At 56.2% G+C, this 19863-nt stretch carries 13 protein-coding genes and 1 riboswitch; of the genes, 5 read left to right on the top strand and 8 right to left on the bottom strand.

Annotation, left to right across the window (positions count from 1 at the left end):
- Positions 1–299: 299 nt before the first annotated feature.
- From QZ323_RS10825 to radA, 3 genes are all read right to left on the bottom strand, one after another.
- Entirely contained in the window at positions 300–2720 is a 2421-nt protein-coding gene (locus tag QZ323_RS10825) for a TonB-dependent receptor plug domain-containing protein (protein ID WP_294634699.1), read from the bottom strand.
- A 165-nt stretch (positions 2721–2885) separates the two neighbouring features.
- Entirely contained in the window at positions 2886–4517 is a 1632-nt protein-coding gene (locus QZ323_RS10820) for an FAD-dependent protein (RefSeq protein WP_294634698.1), read from the bottom strand.
- Positions 4518–4596: 79 nt separating this feature from the next.
- Positions 4597–5964: a DNA repair protein RadA gene (gene radA, locus QZ323_RS10815; protein WP_294634697.1), complete on the bottom strand. Its 1368-nt coding sequence runs from the start codon at positions 5962–5964 to the stop codon at positions 4597–4599.
- A gap of 463 nt (positions 5965–6427) precedes the next feature.
- On the opposite strand from radA, the gene QZ323_RS10810 reads away from it, so the two are divergent.
- The 3 genes from QZ323_RS10810 to QZ323_RS10800 are packed head-to-tail and all read left to right on the top strand — an operon-like array spanning position 6428 to position 8957.
- Positions 6428–7495 carry a Gfo/Idh/MocA family oxidoreductase gene (locus tag QZ323_RS10810; protein ID WP_294634696.1) on the top strand — a complete coding sequence of 356 codons (1068 nt, stop codon included), beginning with the start codon at positions 6428–6430 and terminating at the stop codon, positions 7493–7495.
- A gap of 13 nt (positions 7496–7508) precedes the next feature.
- Positions 7509–8339 (top strand): bifunctional hydroxymethylpyrimidine kinase/phosphomethylpyrimidine kinase, encoded by an 831-nt coding sequence (thiD, locus tag QZ323_RS10805; RefSeq protein WP_294634695.1) that lies wholly within the window; start codon positions 7509–7511, stop codon positions 8337–8339.
- 15 nt (positions 8340–8354) lie between these two features.
- Positions 8355–8957: a thiamine phosphate synthase gene (locus tag QZ323_RS10800; protein ID WP_294634694.1), complete on the top strand. Its 603-nt coding sequence runs from the start codon at positions 8355–8357 to the stop codon at positions 8955–8957.
- 274 nt (positions 8958–9231) lie between these two features.
- Here the strand turns inward: QZ323_RS10800 and QZ323_RS10795 are convergent, their stop codons facing one another.
- The 4 genes from QZ323_RS10795 to QZ323_RS10780 all read right to left on the bottom strand — a co-directional run bounded on the left by QZ323_RS10795 (position 9232) and on the right by QZ323_RS10780 (position 13628).
- Complete coding sequence (locus QZ323_RS10795) at positions 9232–10005, bottom strand: sulfide-dependent adenosine diphosphate thiazole synthase (protein ID WP_294634693.1); 774 nt, start codon at positions 10003–10005, stop codon at positions 9232–9234.
- 61 nt (positions 10006–10066) lie between these two features.
- The gene (gene thiC / locus QZ323_RS10790; protein WP_294634691.1) at positions 10067–11761 is read right to left on the bottom strand and encodes a phosphomethylpyrimidine synthase ThiC; all 1695 of its coding nucleotides are present in this window, start codon (positions 11759–11761) and stop codon (positions 10067–10069) included.
- 105 nt (positions 11762–11866) lie between these two features.
- Entirely contained in the window at positions 11867–12487 is a 621-nt protein-coding gene (locus QZ323_RS10785) for a thiamine phosphate synthase (protein ID WP_294634690.1), read from the bottom strand.
- 63 nt (positions 12488–12550) lie between these two features.
- Positions 12551–12646, bottom strand: a riboswitch (TPP riboswitch).
- Positions 12647–12767: 121 nt separating this feature from the next.
- Positions 12768–13628, bottom strand: coding sequence for a hypothetical protein (locus QZ323_RS10780; RefSeq protein WP_294634689.1), 861 nt, complete (start codon positions 13626–13628; stop codon positions 12768–12770).
- Between the two features lie 854 nt (positions 13629–14482).
- Here QZ323_RS10780 and xyn10D/fae1 point away from each other — a divergent pair.
- A complete protein-coding gene (xyn10D/fae1, locus tag QZ323_RS10775) occupies positions 14483–16633 on the top strand; it encodes a bifunctional endo-1,4-beta-xylanase/feruloyl esterase (protein WP_294634688.1) in 2151 nt (716 codons plus the stop codon).
- A gap of 169 nt (positions 16634–16802) precedes the next feature.
- On the opposite strand, the gene QZ323_RS10770 is transcribed toward xyn10D/fae1, so the two are convergent.
- On the bottom strand, positions 16803–17858 hold the full coding sequence (locus QZ323_RS10770) for a porin (protein ID WP_294634687.1): 1056 nt from the start codon (positions 17856–17858) through the stop codon (positions 16803–16805).
- 322 nt (positions 17859–18180) lie between these two features.
- On the opposite strand from QZ323_RS10770, the gene QZ323_RS10765 reads away from it, so the two are divergent.
- Entirely contained in the window at positions 18181–19683 is a 1503-nt protein-coding gene (locus tag QZ323_RS10765; protein ID WP_294634701.1) for a glutamine synthetase family protein, read from the top strand.
- Positions 19684–19863 lie beyond the last annotated feature (180 nt).

Raw genomic sequence — 19863 nt, 5'->3', positions numbered from 1 at the left:
ATTCTAAAATTGTTGCTGACCAACATGATTGTATTCGATTCGCTGAATAGTTACCGGTTCACGGAAACCGGTTAAAAGACCTTAATGATTTTGCTTTTTTCGCCCTATTTTTCCCATTTTATTTTTGCTACACCTCCAATATACCTCCGTTGTGGGTCCGTTCCTATGGAGTGGCGAAAAAACGGAGGCACACTGGCGGCACACTGGCGCCGAAGTGTCAACGGATGTTAACCGCATGTCACCCGCCCCCGTTATAGTGTCATTATTGGAATTGTGCATAAACGTCACGGCACGCGGAATCAGAACCTACAGCGCAACTCTACGCCCACCTGCACCGGACGCCCCTTCTGAACGAACCCGTTCCCCATACTCTCGAAGTAGAAGGCGGCATACTCCTTATCCAGTGCGTTGCGCAACCAGAAGTCTATCTCACCGTTACCTTTCCGCAGGCCGACGCGGCAATTCAACGTGCCGTAGAAGGACTGGCTGACGTCGTTCTGCTCCGTCCAGTAGATGCGTCCGGCACCGGTGTAGTTGGCATTCAGCTGCACGCCGTCGAGCCAGCGACCCGGACGCAGGCGGAAGAGGTACTGCCCGCCCAGACTCAAGGTATGCTTGGGGACGAAGGGGACGTAGTGCCCGCCATAGCTGACCGCTTCTCCGCGGCTGTTCGTGGTGGTGTACTCACGGAACGTGGCGTAGGTGTAGCCGTAGCTTGCCGTCAGGCTGAAATCCGTCGTCACAGCCCCCGACACGGCGAGCTCGGCTCCGAGACTGCGGCTCTCTCCGGCGTTCACCGTCTCCCTGCCCAGTCCGTTCTGCGCGAAGCGGGAGATCTGCTGGTCGCGCGTCTCGAGCCAAAAGAGGGCGGCGTCGGCACGCAGGCGGTTCCGGAAGAGGTTCAGGTGCGTGCCCGCCTCGTAGCTCCAGGTCTGTTCGGGCTTGTACAGCGTGGCGGCGCGGGCGTCGGGATTCTCTCCGGCGTCGGGGATGAAGTTCACCATCTCCTTCATGCCGTCGGGCACGTGGGACATGATCTCCGCCTTCGCCTGGCGCATCATGTCGTTCCGCAGGCTCGCCTGCAGGAGGTCGGAGAACATCTGTATGTTGTATCCCCCCGAGCGGTATCCCTTGCTCACGCTGGCGTATACGTTGCCCAGGTTCCGGCGGAAGTCATATTGCAGGGCGAACTTGGGCAGCAGTTGCAGGTAGTCCTTCGCCAGCGTGCCCCGATAGCGCGACTCTACCGTGAGCGCCTCCTCGGGCATCATCTGTATCGGTCTCCCGGGCCGCTCGTCTTGCATCATCTGCCCCGTGATGCCTATGGTGTAGTCCATCGAGGTGCCGGAGTCGTAGTCCATCTTCATCTTCTCGTAGTCCAGCCTCAGCCCTGCCGTGAAGGAGAGCCCGTCGACGCCGAAAAGCTCGCGGAACGTGGACTGGTGGAACAGCGCCCCGTTCACGACCGGCGTCTCGAAATCGCCGTTGATGGGCAGGCGCGTCCCGCTGAGTTTCAGCGAGGGCATGATGTGCATGCTCCCCATGGAGCCCATCGGCACCTCTATCAGCGGCGGGATGAATCCGCCCACCATCTGCCCCAGCATCGCCATGCCGTCTTCCTCGAAGTTGACCGGCGCGGCTGTGTCGAGCCACTGGTAGAACCCGAAGACGCCCGTGGTCCACTGCCAGCGGCGATCCCCCTTGCTCTTTAGCACGATCTCTTCGCTGAGCGTGTGTATGCGCTGGCGCTGCTCGAGGGTGTATATGTTGCGTGCGGTGAAGTCCTGGTCGAGGAACATGCGGTCCGTCAGGTACTGGTATCCGGTGACGGCACTCAGCGTGAACCGCCGCGCCTGATGCTCGATGTTCACCCCGGCGTTCAGCAGGTTGCGGCGGTAACTGCTCTCGGCGTTATAGGCAGGCTGCGCCACGCTCCCTGTCTCCTTGTCGTAAAGCCCGTAGGGATATCCGCCCTGGTCGCCATATTCGTAACTGAGGGTGACATCCACTTTCCAGTCCTCCCCGGGCAGGTAAATCGTACGGATGCGGCCGCCTGCCGACTGTCCCTTGTCTATCTTCTTGCCCTGAAGGGCTGCATTGCGGAAGAACCCTCCCTCGTGCTCGTAGAACCCTCCGGCCGAAAAGGCGAGGCGCTCGCTCAGGCGGTGATAGTGGGTGAGCGAAGCCTGATATTGATTGTGCGTTCCCGCCCCGATGCGCAGGTCAGTGCCCTGATAGGAGAAGGGCGAGCGGGTGTGCACCTTGATGATGCCCCCCATCGCATTGCGCCCGTAGAGCGTGCCTTGCGGACCGCGCAGGACGTCGATGCGCTCGATGTCGGAATAGTTGAAGTCGAAAGCCGACTTGTCTATATAAGGTATATTGTCCACATACAGCCCCACGGACGGGGTGTTGATGCGCGACCCGATGCCACGGATGTAGATGGCCGAGGTCAGTCGCGACCCGTAGTCGGGGATGAAAATGTTGGGCACGAGTGCGGTCAGGTTCTTGATGGAGTTCACCTGCGCCCCTTGCATCTCCTGCTGCGAAAGCAGGGTGACGGCATTCGGCAGCTCGCGCAGCTTGCGGTTTTCCTTCGGTGCCGCAATGACGAGCACTTCCTCTACGTCTACTATCTTCAATGTGTCGGCCTCTTCTGCACCGACGTTCCCTATCGGCAGGAATGCCAGGGCCAATAACCATGATGTACTTTTCTTCATTTCTTCGTTTACGTTGCGGAGGGATTACGGGAATCCGGAATTCAAGCAGGCCCTAAAGGAATCATTACTACGCTCCGTCTGCCAATTCCCCAACCCCTCGATACTTATAATTCGGCCGCAAAGTAAACGCATTTTCCCTCCCCCCGCAATCCTCATTTATTAGGATTACGAAGGATGGCCGGAGAAACATAAGGCAGCCGCCGCCTCCGCACACCGTTCCCCGTCGATGCCTGCCGATACGATTCCGCCGGCATATCCGGCACCCTCGCCGCAGGGGAAGAGACCCTTCAGCCTGACGTGTTGCAGCGTCTCCCTGTCCCTTACGATCCTGACGGGCGCCGAGGTGCGCGTCTCCATGCCGATCATGACCGCTTCGTTCGTCAGGAAGCCGCGGCTTTGCCGCCCGAATTGCTGGAAGCCTTTCCGCAGCCTTTCCGCCAGGAACGGGGGCATCCAGAAGTGGAGGGGGGAGGAGATCAGTCCCGGTGCGTACGAACTTTCGGGAAGGTCGTAGCTCAGTTTCTTGTTGGTGAAGTCCATCATGCGCTGCGCGGGAGCAGTCTGGCGCATGTTGCCTTGCTGCCAGCAGGCGAACTCGAGCGATTCCTGCAGGTAGAGCATCCTCAGGGCAGCCGGAAGATTGGAATTGGCGGACGACGTGCCTATCAGCAGGGAGCTTGATTCATGGCGCGGGCACTGCTCTTTGTCCTCCAAGTCCTCCGGCCTGATCTCCACCACCATGCCTGAGTTGCTCCAACGCGAACCGCGGTTGCTGGGCGACATGCCGTTCACCACAAGTTGTCGGGGGCCGCTGGCCGCGGGAACCACGAATCCGCCCGGGCACATGCAGAAGCTGTACACGCCCCGCCCCTCCACTTGGGTGACGAAGCTGTATTCTGCCGCGGGGAGGTACTTGCCCCGTCCGTTCTTGTTGTGATACTGTATCCGGTCGATCAGTTCCGACGGGTGCTCCAGACGTACACCGACGGCTATTCCCTTGGCTTCTATCTCTACGCCGTTGGCGGCAAGCCAGCGGTAGACGTCGCGGGCGGAATGCCCCGTAGCCAGGATGACGGGACCGAGGAAGGTCTTGCCCGTGTTGGTCTCGATGCCCTTCACTTCGTCTCCTTCGAGGATGAGCGCGTCCATGCGCGTCTCGAAGTACACTTCGCCGCCGCAGCCGATGATGGTGTTGCGCATGTTCTCGATGACGCGCGGCAGCTTGTCCGTGCCGATGTGCGGGTGTGCGTCGACAAGGATGGAGGTGGAGGCGCCGTGTTGGCAGAAGACGTTCAGTATCTTGTCCACGTTTCCGCGTTTCTTGCTGCGGGTGTAGAGCTTGCCGTCCGAGTAGGCACCCGCACCGCCCTCGCCGAAGCTGTAGTTGGATTCGGGGTTGACGCTGTGCGTGCGGCTGATCAGCGCCAGGTCTTTCTTGCGCTCGCGCACGTCCTTGCCGCGCTCCACGACGACGGGGCGCAGTCCAAGCTCGATAAGACGCAGAGCGGCAAACAGTCCGCCGGGGCCTGCGCCCACGACGATGACTTGCGGCTTTCCTTCCACATTGTTATATATGGTGCGTGTGTACTCGTGGTCGTCGGGCGTCTCGTTCAGGTAGACACGTACGGTCAAGTTGACGAAGATGGTACGCTGTCGGGCGTCGATGCTGCGTTTCAGTATGCGTGTGGCGGTGATGTCGCGCAGGTTCAGCCCTTTTTCCTCGTTGAGGTATGTCTTCAGTCGTTGCTCGTTGGCTGCCACTTCGGGCAGTACGCGCAGTTGGTATTCTTGTATCATAGTTTTAAGTTATTCAACGTCATCCTTACGGAGGGTATCCCTCGTAGTGGTATAATCAGTGGTATACTCCGTAGTATAATCATCCGAATAGCGCCCGGAACGCTTCCTCTACCTTCCGCACAGGGATCAGCTCTATCTTGACCTTCTTCCTGTCCATCCCTTGCAGGTTGTATTTCGGGAGGATGAAGCGCTTGAAGCCCAACTTCTCCGCCTCACTGATGCGCTGTTCGATGCGGTTCACGGGGCGTATCTCTCCGGAGAGTCCGATTTCGCCTGCCATGCAGACATCCTGTTCGATGGCTGCGTCCATGTTGCTGGAGAGGATGGCGCTGATGACGGCAAGGTCGATGGCGGGGTCGTTCACCTTCAGTCCGCCTGCGATGTTGAGGAACACGTCTTTCTGTGCCAGCTTGAAGCCCACGCGCTTCTCCAGTACGGCAAGCAGCATGTTCATCCGCCGGAGGTCGAAGCCGGTGGCGGAGCGTTGCGGATTGCCGTAGACTGCACTGCTTACCAGGGCTTGCGTCTCAATCAGGAAGGGGCGTATCCCTTCGATGGCCGAGGCGATGGCTACGCCGCTCATGCCCTCGTGGTCTTGGCTCAAGAGCAGTTCCGAGGGGTTGCTGACCTGCCTTAGGCCGTCTTGACGCATCTCGTAGATGCCCAGTTCGGCTGTGCTTCCGAAGCGGTTCTTGATGCTGCGCAGGATGCGGTACATGTAGTGCTGGTCGCCCTCAAACTGGAGCACGGTGTCGACGATGTGTTCCAGTACCTTCGGCCCGGCGATGCTGCCCTCCTTGTTGATGTGGCCGATGAGCAGCACGGGAGTATGTGTCTCCTTGGCGAAGCGCAGTATGCTGGCGGAACATTCGCGCACTTGGGCGATGCTGCCCGGTGAGGATTCGATGCTTTCGGTGGAGATGGTCTGTATGGAATCGATGATGACCAGCTCGGGCTGTGTATTCTTGATGTGGACGAAGATCTGCTCCAGCGACGTCTCGCAGACGATGAGGCAGTCGTTGGACTGGTGCGAAAGGCGGTCGGCACGCAGTTTCAGCTGGCGGGCACTCTCTTCGCCGGAGACGTAGAGCACACGTTTCTCAGGCAGATGGAGCACGGTTTGCAACACTAAGGTCGACTTTCCGATACCCGGTTCGCCGCCAATCAGCACCAGAGAGCCGGGCACCAGTCCGCCGCCTAGGACGCGGTTTAGTTCTTCGTCGTGCATGTCGATACGCGGTTCGTCGTCCGCTTCTATCTCGTTGAGGGTGACGGGTTTGGATTTTCCTGCCTCAATGCCGGACAGCTGGTGCTTGTGAGGCGCCTCTTTGCGTACCACCTCTTCTACGTACGTGTTCCATGCGCCGCACGACGGACACTTGCCCACCCATTTCGGGGAGTCCTGCCCGCAGTTGGTACAGACGTATACTGTTTTTTCTTTTGCCATAGGGAAAAGTGCTTGCTTGATAAACTGGTCCAAAGATACGGATTTTACGCTTTGTTCCTCTTTCTTTCGGGGCGTTTCTTTCTTCTTTCTGTGTAAAAAGCTGGTTTAAGAAGACGCATGGGTAGGTTTAAGGAGACGCATGAGTTGGCTTAAGAAGTTAAAGGAGTTATCACTTCGTTTTATTCTGTTTTATTTTGTTTCGCTTCGTTAGGGGGTAAAGTAGTTAAATCCGATACTCTTGTGTATGATGTCGGTACGGACAAGCATCGTGTTGGCACCGTGACCTATTTTTTTCGTCGGAAAGGCGAAAAAACAGATGAATAAGAGGGACTGAAAGGCATAAAACATCTCCTTTTATGTGGCGAATGAGCAGTAAATTCATTAGTTTTGCCGGAAGATATGCATTAACATGAAAGTGCATCGTCACTTCAAATATCGGAAGAACCTAAAAAAAAGATATGTCATGGATAAGATAAGAACCGGATTGGCTGCTTTTGGGATGTCGGGACAGGTGTTCCATGCCCCCTTCATCTCGACCGACCCCCACTTTGAGCTGACTGCCGTAGTGGAGCGTAGCAAGAACCTGTCGCGGGCACGCTATCCGCAGGCGCGCATCGTACGCAGTTTCGACGAACTGCTCGGTATGGACGAGCTGGATCTTGTGATAGTGAACACGCCGGACAGCACCCACTACGAGTATGCCCGCCGTGCCATCGAAGCAGGCAAACACGTCGTTGTAGAGAAACCTTTCACCACCACGGTGGAAGAAGCCGAAGAACTGGTAGCCCTTGCCGCAGCAAACCACCTCGCCCTGAGTGTCTATCAGAACCGCAGGTGGGACTGCGACTTCCTGACGGTGAAGGAACTCCTTGCCAAGGGAGTGCTGGGGCGTCTGGTGGAATTTGAATCGACCTTCCCCCGCTACCGCAACTTCATCAAACCGGATACCTGGAAGGAGACCGGAGAGAGCGGCGGCGGACTGACCTACAACTTGGGCGCACACGTCATAGACCAGGCTGTGCAACTGTTCGGCATGCCCGAAGCCCTCTTTGCCGACATCGCCACGCTGCGCACGGGAGGCAAGGTGGACGATTACTTCATCATCCATCTGTTGCGCCCCGCCAAGTCGCCCAACGTGAAAGTCACCTTGAAGGCCAGTTACCTGATGTGCGGGAATGAACCGCGCTTCGTGCTGCATGGAACGGAAGGCTCGTTCGTGAAGTACGGTCTCGACCCGCAGGAGGCGGCACTGAACCAGGGCGCGCTGCCCACCACTCCGCATTGGGGGGAAGAAGACAAGGCGCAGTGGGGAGTGCTGCATACGGAGACGGACGGCAAAACGGTGCGCGAACCCTATCCCTCCCTTCCGGGAAATTATGCCGCTTTCTATGATAACATCTACCGGCATATCCGTCTCGGCGAACCTTTGCTGACGGATGCACGCGAAGTGGGCGGTGTGATACGGCTGATTGAGGCTGCGTGGGAAAGCAGCCGGACAAGGAGAGTGGTTTCAATTGATGAATCAAGGTAGAAGCAATAACCCTATGGACAAGAAAAAAGTAATAGTACTCTCCGTTGCCGGTTCCGACAGTTCGGCGGGGGCGGGCATACAGGCAGACATAAAAACGATTTCGGCACTGGACGGCTATGCGGCAACGGCCATTACTGCCGTTACGGTGCAAAACACGCTGGGCGTGCAGGGCGTCCATCCGCTTCCTGCCGGGCTGGTGGGCAGGCAGATGGAGGCGGTGATGGAAGACCTGAGGCCGGATGCCGTGAAGATAGGCATGACGGGAAACGAGGCCATCATCGGGGAAATTGCAGATGTGTTGCGCCGATATCCCGTGCGTCATGTGGTGTTCGACCCGGTGATGGTCTCTACCAGCGGGCATAAGCTGATGACTGACGAGGCGATAGACGCCATCCGCACCCGTCTGCTTCCGATGGTCTCTCTGGTGACTCCCAACTTGCACGAGGCGGAAGTACTATTGCGAAAGCCCGTCCGCACGGTGGACGACATGGAATGTGCGGCGCGGCAGCTCTGTGAGGAGTTCCGGTGTGCCTGCCTGGTCAAGGGCGGGCATCTGGAGGGGAACGATATGTGCGACGTGTTCTATGACGGGCGCGAACTCCATCTGTTCGCCGCCGGACGCATCCATACCGAAAACCTGCATGGCACGGGATGCACGCTCTCTTCCGCCATTGCGACTTTCCTCGCGCAGGGATTCCCGATGTACGAAGCCGTGGAGCTGGCAAAGACTTATATCACTAAGGTTATCGAAGCTGGGAAAGACCTGCACATCGGGCAGGGAAACGGTCCCTTGTGGCATTTCCTTTATCCGATGAATCCGATGAACCCTGCAGGGGAAGAATAGGGGAGGAACGGCACTATGAAACTGATTGTCATCACGTCGCCGGACTTTCTTCCGGACGAAGCGCAGGTCATCGCTGCCCTTTTCCGTGCCGGACTGGATCTGCTTCATTTGCGTAAGCCCGGTGCGGACATCAGCCGGGTCAGGCAGCTCGTGCGTGAGATACCTTGGGAATACAGGCAGCGGATTGTTATCCACGATTTCTTTTCCTTGCAGGAGGAATTTGCTTTGGGTGGAATTCACCTGAACTCCCGTCATGCAGAGGCGCCGGAGAGGTATCGCGGCATGCTAAGCCGTGCTTGCCATAGCCTGGAGGAGGTGAAAGCAACCGCCGACCGTTTCGACTATGTCCTGATGAGCCCCGTTTATGACAGTATATCGAAGCAGGGATATCGTTCGGGGTATTCGCAGGAGACCTTGCGGCAGGCGCAGGCTGAGGGGATTATCAATAGGAAAGTCGTTGCCTTGGGCGGGATAAGTGAGGCGAATCTTCCGGAGATAAAGTCGCTTGGATTTGGTGGTGCGGCTCTTTTGGGAGATATCTGGAACCGATACCGGACGCCAGAGGACACAGAAGAGGTGCTTTCGCATTTCCGTAAACTGCGGGAACGCGCAGGATAAGGTAAGAGGAGGGAGACAGAGGTTAGGAATATATTCTGCTGGTTCCATCCTGTTTTTTTGATATTGATACGTTCTCAAATAAATGGTTTCGTGAGATGAAGTATCGCCTCATGAGATGAAAGAAATCGCCTCGTGGGACGAAAAAAATCGTCTCGTGAGATGAAAGAAATCATCCCGTGAGACGAAAAAAAATGTCTCATGAGACGAAATAGACGGTCTCATGAGACAAATAAATAAGGTTCTCGATTCGTGGTGAACCACGAGATGCCGGGCTTTATTTCTTCAGTCTTGCGATAATCTCGTCAGCAACCTTCTTACCCGACATCAGCATACCGCCGAAGATCGGTCCCATGCGCGGAGTGCCCGAAACGGCAGATGCAGCCATACCGCAGACATACAGTCCCGGATAGATTTCCTTCGTTCCGTTCACTACTTCGTCTTCTCCTGCAACGACGTCCAATGAACGTTCGCCGATCACGCCTCCGGTCTCCGTGGCCAGACGGATGCCGTTCTTGCGTGCCACGGTGGCGGCTATTTCACTGTCGTGTCCGGTACCGTCCACTACTACCTTGGCAAGGATATTCAGTGGATCTACGTGCAGACCTTCGCGCAGTACGGGAGTCCAGTTTACTACCACACCGCTTACGGTGTTGTTCTTGAAGATGACGTCCTCCACCGAGTAGCAGTTGAAGATCGTGGCACCCGCATGTACCGCATGGTAGAGCAGGGCGGAAGTGCTCTCTACGGAATCCATTACATAGAGGCCGTCTTCGTACTTCTCGTGGTTGATTTCAAATTCCTTTACGATGTCGATAGCCTCTTCCTGTATGACAATCTGGTTGAACATCATGGCGCCGCCCCACATGCCGCCGCCGGGAGCCAGCTTACGGTCGAATTGCGCAACTTTCAGTCCTGCCTTAGCTAGGTAATAAGCCGCTACTATGCCCGAAGGACCACCACCCACAATGGCTACGTCCAAATCGAGGTTCTTTTCTAACTTCTCAAAATAGGTACTGATAATACCTTTGGATACTTTGGTTTCAATCATAATATTTAAGTTCTTGAGTTCTTAAGTTTTTGACTTCTTGAGTTCTTTAAGTTCTTGAGTTTTATTCATAATCACAACTCTTCAGTCGTTGGCTGATGCGCATGGCGCAGAAGTTCGGGCCACACATGGTGCAATACTTTCCGTTCAGGTGGTTGGCCTCCTTATAGTATTGCAGTGCACGTTCCGGGTCGAGACTCAGGTTGAACTGGTCCTTCCAGCGGAATTCATAGCGCGCTTTGCTCAACGCATCGTCACGCACTTCCGCTCCCGGATGGCCTTTGGCAAGGTCGGCGGCATGCGCGGCAATCTTGTAAGTGACCACACCCACACGCACGTCCTCCTTTTGCGGCAGGGCAAGATGCTCTTTCGGCGTCACGTAGCAAAGCATCGCCGTGCCGTACCAGCCGATTTGTGCCGCACCGATGGCACTCGTGATGTGGTCGTAACCCGGTGCGATATCCGTCACCAGCGGACCGAGCGTATAGAACGGGGCACCGTGGCACTTCTCTATCTGGCGCTCCATGTTCTCCTTGATCTTATGCATCGGCACGTGCCCCGGACCCTCGATGAAAGCTTGCACGTTCTTTGCCCAGGCACGCTCCACAAGTTCGCCCATCGTGTCCAGCTCGGCGAATTGTGCCCGGTCGTTGGCATCGCGTATGGCGCCCGGACGCAGGCCGTCGCCCAAGGAGAGGGCTACGTCGTACTGCGCGCAGATGTCGCAGATGTCATCGAAGTGCTCGTAGAGGAAACTCTCTTTCTGGTGCACCTTGCACCACTGCGAGATGATGCTTCCCCCGCGGCTTACCATGCCGCAAAGGCGTTCGTTGGCAAAGTGGATGTTCTTCAACCGGATGCCGCAGTGGATGGTGAAGTAGTCCACTCCCTGCTCGCACTGCTCGATGAGCGTGTCGCGGAACAGTTCCCAGGTCAGGTCTTCCGCCTTTCCGTTCACCTTCTCCATTGCTTGGTACATGGGCACCGTGCCCACCGGCACCGGACAGTTGCGGATGATCCATTCGCGCGTTTCGTGGATGTTCGCTCCCGTGGAGAGGTCCATCAGCGTGTCTCCTCCCCACTTGCAGCTCCATACGGCTTTCTCCACTTCCTCTTCGATGGTGGAGGAGGTGGCGGAGTTGCCGATGTTCGTATTGATCTTGACGAGGAATTTCGAACCGATAATCATGGGTTCGGCTTCGGGGTGGTTGATGTTGGCGGGCAGGGCGGCGCGTCCGGCGGCGATCTCGTTGCGCACGAACTCCGGGGTGATGTAGGTGTCTATGCCCAGCTCTTTGCAGTTCATGTTCTCGCGGATGGCGACGTACTCCATTTCCGGTGTGATGATGCCTTGCTTGGCATAGTACATCTGCGTTACTTGTTTGCCCGGTTTGGCGCGGTAGGGCAGTGTGATGTGTTCGAAGCGGAGGGCGTCGAGGCTCTTGTCGGCCAGGCGCATCTTGCCGTATTCGGAGGTGATTTCCGGCAGGCGTTCCACTTCGCGCTCCTGTATCCACGGTTCGCGGAGGCGGGGGAGGCCTTTTTTGAGGTCTACCTTCAGGTTCGGGTCGCTGTAGGCGCCGCTGGTGTCGTAGATGTAGACAGGGGCGTTCTCTGTGATGATTTTCTCTCCGTTTTCCACGGCTACGGTGGGTGTCAGGTTCACTTTCCTCATACCTACTTTGAGGTAGGGGAAGAGTTGGCCCGGCATGTAGACTTTCTCGGAATCGGGATAAGTGATTTTTGTTTTATCTTCCATTGCTTAATAATTGGTTTCTGTTTGGTCGGTCGTATGCTGCTGCGCGGTTGATCGTATGCTGTTGCGCAGTCGGTCGTATGCTGTTGCACGGTCGGTCGTACGACGTTATTGGGCCAGTCGGATGATTTCTTTCATCTCACGCACGGGGGCTTCGGCTTTCAGTATGCCGCTGCTCAAGGCGATGCCGCTGAGGCCGATGGCTTTCAGTGCCGGGATGTCGTGGAGCGTGATGCCGCCGATGCCGACGACGGGGAGGGTGAGGCCTTCTTCCTTCATCTGTGTCAGGATGGAGCGGTAGCCGTCCAGTCCGAGGATGGGGGCGAGTTTCTGCTTGGTGGTGGTGAAGCGGAAGGGGCCGCAGCCGATGTAGTCGGCGCCGTTGGCGGCATGCTGCTTGAGGTCGTCGAAGGTATTGGCGGTTCCGCCGATGATGAAGTTCATGCCCAGTCGTTGGCGGGCTTCTTTTATCGGCATGTCTTGCTTTCCGAGGTGGACGCCGTCTGCATGCAGTTGTTTCGCCAGGTCTACGTGGTCGTCGATGATGAAGGTGGCACTGTATTGGTGGCAGAGGGCTTGTACGTCGATGGCGGTGGCTCTGAGTTCGGCTTCGGAGGCGTCTTTCATGCGGAGTTGTATCCAGCGGCATCCGCCTTCGAGGGCGATGCGTGCGGAATCCACGTAGGTGATGGTGGGCGTGAAATGCGTGATGAATTGTACGTCAAACATTTGATGTCTGAATTTTAGAGGTTCTACTTGCAGAAAGGGACAGTAGTATAAACGAGCAGTAGAAGAATATAGAAAGAAAACTCCCTTCGGCGGTACTAACCGCATCAGGTTCATTGGGTATAATCTCAGCTATCTTTTATAGCACCCCCTTTTCTGTTCGGCAAAGAAAGGAGGAATGTTTTGAACGGAAAAGACAATAGGTTATCTTTTAAACTTATTTAACCCGCAGGGGAAAGGGGGTATATTTTCCGATAACTCTTTTCCCTCCAAAAAAAACAGCTTATTCCGCCTTGCGCAGTTTGACGTAATTGAGGCGGGTGTATGGTTTGCCTGCCGAGGTGTAGGTGTGTGCGATGCGTGCCGAGGCTACGTGCAGGGTTTCTCCGGGCCGGAAGGCGTGTTCGGTGGCGGGCAGTTGGCAGGATTCGTGGCTGGCGGTGCGGGCGTTGAGGCGGAGGGTGACCAGGTTGCCGATAGGGTCTTCGAGTGTGAGCAGTTGGCGGACGTAGAAGTAGGGGGTGTTTCCTTTGACGGTGGTCTTGTAGGGGTCGTCTTCCAGGCGCACGCGGAGCACTTTGAGGGTGAGGTTCGCCAGTTTTTCGCCCGGCTGGCCGAGGTGGCGGCTGGTGGAGGGGGTCTGCCGGGCTTGGCGTCGGAGGATGTCGATGTGTACGGAGTGGTATATCCGGGCGATGTGCACGAAGCGTTCCTGCTTGGGGATGCGGGGGGTGAACTTGTAGGCGGCCCAGGTGATGTATCCGGGGTCGATGCGGAAGATTTCGTGCAGGAAGTGGCCGCGGTATTTGCCCACGGGGATGAGGTCGTCTCCTTTGCTCTGCATGTGTTTGGCGCTGTATTCGACTAGTAGCAGGCGGCGGGGCGAGTAGTAGCAGAGGGTGCTTGCGGCTCGCAGGCTTTCGTTGATGTCTTCGGAAAGGTCTTGTATGTAGAAGATGGACTGGCGTCCGGGCAGGGGGGAGTAGACCCATAGTGAGTAGCGCGGATGGTCGGGGCGGGGGAGTACGACCAAGTAGGTGCCTGCCTCTTTGTAGGAGGATCGTCCCTGATTGTAGTCGTTCAGTTTCCGATACAATAGGGCTTGTTCGGCTTCGGGGATGCCCGGGAGGATCGGATTGGCCATAGTCTGATTTCTTTAAGCCAAAGATACGGTTTTTCGGTGAGAAATGCAAGTCTTTTGCGAGTTCTTTGCAGATCTTTTGCGAGTCTTTTACCAATCTCTTGCAAGTTCTTTGCAGATCCTTTGCACGTCTTTTCCGCGATTGGATGGGGGCAGGGATGCGGGGGCGGTGATGCATACGAATCCAACAATGCAAGTATAACGGGGGCAGTGAACACCCGATTAACTTCCCGTAACACTATCGCGCCAATGCGTTAAAACTACGGCGCCATTTTAACGCCAATCGCTAAAGAACGGAGCAGTAACGGAGCAGTAGCGAAGTCAGAGGGGGTAAAAAATGGCCGAAAAGCATCAAAAAAACAGCGGGAACATTAATTTAAATTAACTGGTTTCCGTGAACCGTTTTTCGGGCGGAAACCTCTTCCGCTTGGTTTGTCATCTTTTTCCGCGTTGCTTGTCCCTCTCTTTTTTGTCGTTTTTCGTCCGCCCTCTTCCCGCCCTTTCGCGTGCGCGCTGCCCTTCTCCTTCCACGGCTTTTTCCCCGTCACAGCTACCGTCTCAGGCATGTTCCAGGCCCTGATGTTGCATGGATAAAGAAAAATGTAACATAGTCGAACGTCGTATGCGGCGTGGGGACAAAGATGTTATATGGCGAAAGATATGTGTAACATGAGAGGAACAGCGTCCTATAAAAAAGTGGTTTATTTGCAAATGTTTCCGACGCAGGAAATAACAGTTCCCGATGCAGGAAATAACAAGATGAAACCCCGCCTGCCCCCGCCTGCAGACAAGCAGAGAAACCTCCTGCTTGCATGCGTAGGCGGGCGGACAATAGAAACCTTTTTAATAATTATCCAATGAAACACTTATTCAAATCTTCCCTGCTTGCCTTGGCACTGGCCGCGAACGCCGGTCACGCCTTGGCGCAGCAAAGCGAAACGGGCCTGAAAGACGCCTACAAGGATTACTTCTCCATTGGCGTGGCCGTGAACATGCGCAACATCTCGGAACCCGACCAGATTGCCCTCATCAAGAAGGACTTCAACAGCATCACCGCCGAGAACGACATGAAGCCCCAACTCACCGAACCGGAGAGCGGAAAGTTCAGCTGGGAGAATGCCGACAAAATCGCCGACTTCTGCCGCGCCAACGGCATCAAGCTACGCGGACACTGCCTGATGTGGCATGCGCAGATAGGCGAATGGATGTACCGTGACGCCAAGGGCGAACTGGTCTCCAAAGAGACCCTTTTCAAGAACATGAAGCAGCACATCACCGCCATCGTGCAGCGCTACAAGGACGTCATCTACGCTTGGGACGTGGTGAACGAGGCCATCTCCGACGGAGGCTGGCAGGGCGGACCGCGCATCGCCGGACAGAAGCCCAGCCCCTACCGCAACTCGCCCCTCTACCAGATAGCCGGTGACGAGTTCATCAAGAAAGCCTTCATCTACGCCCGCGAGGCAGACCCCGACGTGCTCCTGTTCTACAACGACTACAACGCCGCCGACCCCGCCAAGCGCGACCGCATCTACAACATGGTGAAAGCCATGAAAGAAGAAGGCATACCCATCGACGGAATCGGCATGCAGGGACACTACAACATCTACGGCCCCAGCATGGAGGATGTGGACGCCGCCATCACCAAGTACTCCACCCTCGTGAAGCACATCCACATCACCGAACTGGACATACGCGCCAACGAGGAGATGGGCGGACAGCTCAACTTCAGCCGCGGCGGCGCCGATATCAGTCAGGTGGTGAAGGCGTTACAGGAAGACCAGTACACACGCCTCTTCCGCGTGCTCCGCAAGCACAAGGAGGTGATAGACAACGTCACCTTCTGGAACCTCTCCGACCGCGACTCATGGCTCGGAGCCCGCAACTACCCGCTGCCCTACGACGAGAACTACAAGCCCAAGCGCGTCTACAACCTCATCAAGGACTTCGATCCGGCACTGGACAACGCCGTCGTGAAAGAAGACTTCCTCCCCTCCGCCCTCAACCAGCCGGGACAACAGTATCCGATGGTCAACTCGCAAGGCTACGCTCGCTTCCGCGTGGTGGCTCCCGACGCCAAGTCGGTCATCGTCAGCCTCGGACTGGGTGGCCGTGGAGGCACAGTCCTCCGCAAGGACAAGGAAGGCGTATGGACGGGCACCACGGAAGGCCCCATGGACGAAGGCTTCCACTACTATCACCTGAACATTGACGGAGGCCTCTTCAACGACCCCGGCGCGAAGAACTATTACGGCTCCTGCCGTTGGGAGAGTGGCATCGAGATCCCTGCACACGACAGCGACTTCTACGCCATGAAGCAAGTGCCCCACGGAAACGTGCAGCAAGTGTGGTTCTACTCCAAGAGCACCGATACGCACCGCCGCGCTTTCGTCTACACGCCTCCCACCTACGGCAAGGACAAGAAGAAATATCCCGTCCTCTACCTGCAACACGGCTGGGGCGAGGATGAGACCGCCTGGTCCGTGCAAGGCCGCGCCAACCTCATCATGGACAACCTGATTGCCGAGGGCAAGATCGCACCGTTCATCATCGTGATGACCTACGGCATGACGAACGACGTGAAGTTCGGCGGCATCAACACCTTCACCGCCAAGGAGTTCGAGACCGTCCTCGTAGACGAGCTGATCCCTTACATCGACACTCATTTCCGCACCCTGCCCAATAAGAAGCACCGTGCGATGGCCGGCCTTTCGATGGGCGGTTTCGAGACGAAGCTCATCACCCTGCGCCGTCCGGAGGTGTTCAACTACTACGGTCTGCTGAGCGGCGGCACGTATGCCCCGTCGGACATCAAGGAGAAGAATCAGGTGGCATCCATCTTCATCAGTTGCGGAAGCAAGGAGAACCCGGCCGGCGTCACCAAAGCCGTAGAAGAACTGAAGGCGGCGGGATTCAACGCGACCTCCTACGTATCGCCCGACACGGCGCACGAGTTCCTCACGTGGCGCAGGAGCCTGTATCACATGGCGCAACTGCTCTTCAAGTAGGAGCCGCGGTGCTACCACGGATTACGCGGGTTGCCACAGATTAGTATAGACGATGCGGATTAGTACGGATTATTCTGCTTGATTATTAAAAGATTAAGGGAATAATCCGTGCCAATCCGCATCGTCTGTGGTGAACGCTGCCCGGCAGGGGCGGCACAGGGCGTTCCGTTCAGAAGCGTACCATCAACTCCAGCACGATCTTGTCCTGTTCCGATTCCTTGGATTGGCTGTTACGGGCGTAGAAATACTTCTCGAAATTCAGCCGGAGGTCGGTGACGGATGCTTTGCCGAGGCTGAGGGTGATGCCGCCGGTCAGGCGATGCCGTTTGTAGTCGGTGGTGGACAGGGTGCCGGTCGCTTCGTCGGTGGTTTTTCCGTCGCTTTGGCTGGTCATCATGTCGTAGCGTGCGAGGAAAGAGATCTTCCGGAACACTCTCCGCAAGGGGAGGTCGTAGCCCACGAAGCTGTTCAGGGCATGCACGTCGTCGTAGGCACGATCGGCATAGGTCTTATACAGATACTCCCCTTCGATGTGCACGCGGCCGGAGCGGTAGAAGGCGCCGATGTCGTAGGCGTTTATCCGCACGTCCTGCGGCTGGAAGCTCTGTAGGCTTAAGGTCAGGTTCAGTTTCCGTGCAAACAGGAGTTGCGCTTTGGCGGAATAGTTCACCTCCTTGTGCCATACCTTCTGGTGGGTCAGTCCCGAACCGTTGTACAGTCCCGCCTCCAGGGTGACGGGCGTTTCGTTGCCGAAGGCGTAACCTAAGGTGACACCTACGTCGCGTATGTTTCCCACTTGCTTGGCTATGGACGAGCGGTTGGCGAAGTGCTGCTGATGGGGCGAGCGGTGTGCGTCGATGCCGAAGGGCACGCGCATTTGTCCGGCGGTCACTGTCACGCCTTTCGCGGGGAAGAGGCGGGCGTAGGCGTCCAGCATCCTGATTTGCCCTTCGTCCGAAAGGTCGATTTCGGCTTTGTATGCCACGATGGGCAAGACGTTGCCTGTGAGGCTGATGCGTGCGTTTCGCACTTCGAAGCGGCTTGCCTTCATTTTCGTCTGATACTCGAACTTGCCGCGTAGGGTGCCGTGTATCTCCGGCAGATAATCCTTCACCTGCAACTCTTTCTTGTCGATCCGCTTTCCGTCTTCGTCGTGATACGGAGTTTGGGCGCCGGCAGCCAGTGGCAGCAGGAAAATGAACAGGGGGAATAAGCTTTTCTTCATGACCATTGTTTCTATCCGGTTGGTTTACGGCGGCAAAGATCGGAGACCGATGTTATATTTCTGTTTCATGCGTATTACATTCCGATTACATCAGCCTGATGTGCGGGAAAGAAGCTGTCATATTGAAAGCGGAACACCTCCGCCCGCGTGATTTATCCTTAAAAACAAGCCTGAATTTCTTGTTTCTAAAGAACTTTTACTATCTTTGTGCGTAGCGGGGCGTTCCGATACTCGTCTCACAGACTGGTGTCGGTTTTCGATGCGCTCCCATGCCCGTGTTTTGTTAATCATATAATAAACTTAAACAATCAACCGACATATGATGAACCAAGAATTGTCAATGAGCCCCAATTTACTGGTGGCTGCCCTTCAGAAACCCGCTTCCGAGTTTACGAAAGCCGACATTATCTCCTACATCAAGGAGAACGATATCCGAATGGTGAACTTCATGTATCCCGCCGCCGATGGGAGGTTGAAAACGCTGAACTTCGTGATTAACAATGAAGCCTATCTGGACGCTATCCTTACGTGTGGCGAACGGGTGGACGGGTCGAGCCTGTTCCCCTTCATCGAGGCAGGCAGCAGCGACCTGTATGTGTTGCCCCGTTTCCGGACAGCCTTCATAGACCCCTTCTCCGAATTGCCCACTCTGTCTATGCTCTGTTCTTACTTCAACAAGGACGGCGAACCACTGGAAAGCTCCCCGGAATATACCCTGCGCAAGGCTTGCCGCGCCTTTACCGACGTGACGGGTATGGAGTTCCAGGCCATGGGCGAGTTGGAGTATTACGTCATTTCGGAGAACACCGGACTGTTTCCCGCCACCGACCAGCGCGGCTATCACGAGTCGGCACCGTATGCCAAGTTCAACGATTTCCGTACGGAGTGCATGTCGTACATCGCACAGGCCGGCGGACAGATCAAGTACGGCCATTCCGAGGTGGGCAACTTTACGCTCGGCAACAAGATTTATGAGCAGAACGAGATAGAGTTCCTGCCTGTGCGCGCCGATTTGGCTGCCGACCAGCTGATGATAGCCAAGTGGATCATTCGCAACCTGGCCTATCAGTATGGCTATGACATCACGTTCGCACCGAAGATCACTGTCGGAAAAGCGGGTTCGGGACTGCACATCCACATGCGTATCGTGAAGGACGGGCAGAACCAGATGTTGGAGAACGGTGTACTGTCTGCCACGGCACGCAAGGCGATCGCGGGCATGATGCAGGTGGCCGCTTCCATCACTGCCTTCGGCAATACGAATCCTACTTCCTATTTCCGCCTCGTGCCCCATCAGGAGGCACCCACCAACATCTGCTGGGGCGACCGCAACCGCTCCGTACTGGTGCGCGTCCCCTTGGGTTGGTCGGCAAAGGCGGACATGTGCATGCTTGCCAATCCGCTGGAGGCTCCGAGCCATTACGACACGACACAGAAGCAGACAGTAGAAATGCGCTCACCGGACGGGTCGGCAGATTTGTATCAGTTGATAGCCGGACTGGCTGTGGCGTGCCGTCATGGCTTCGAGATGGACGATGCACTGGACGTGGCAGAGAAGACGTATGTGAATGTGAATATTCATAAGAAAGAGAATGAAGACAAACTGAATCAACTGGCGCAGTTGCCCGACAGTTGCGCCGCCTCGGCAGATTGTCTGGAGAAGCAGCGCGAGATTTTCGAGAAGTATCGTGTGTTCAGTCCGGCAATGATAGATGGCATCCTTGCCAGACTGCGCTCGTATGACGACCGGACTTTGCGTGCCGAGTTACAGGACAAGCCGGAAGAGATGTTGAAGCTGGTTGAGAAATACTTCCACTGCGGATAAAGAGAGACTATCCGGTTGTCATCGGATACTGATAAGCCTTGAGGCTGCGAAGAGTCTTTCCTGTTGGACAGGTAGAGGAACAGGCTTCGCAGCCTCTTTTGTACCCTGCCTTTGGCAGTGACGACAGCCGGGTGGATAATCCTTATTACAAACGCGTTTGTGTGAAGGCATGTGAAAAAG

This window comes from uncultured Bacteroides sp., from assembly GCF_910585845.1.
Taxonomy (GTDB): domain Bacteria; phylum Bacteroidota; class Bacteroidia; order Bacteroidales; family Bacteroidaceae; genus Bacteroides.
The sequence above is the reverse complement of the archived record's forward strand: the minus strand, read 5'-3'. Positions and strand labels throughout refer to the sequence as shown.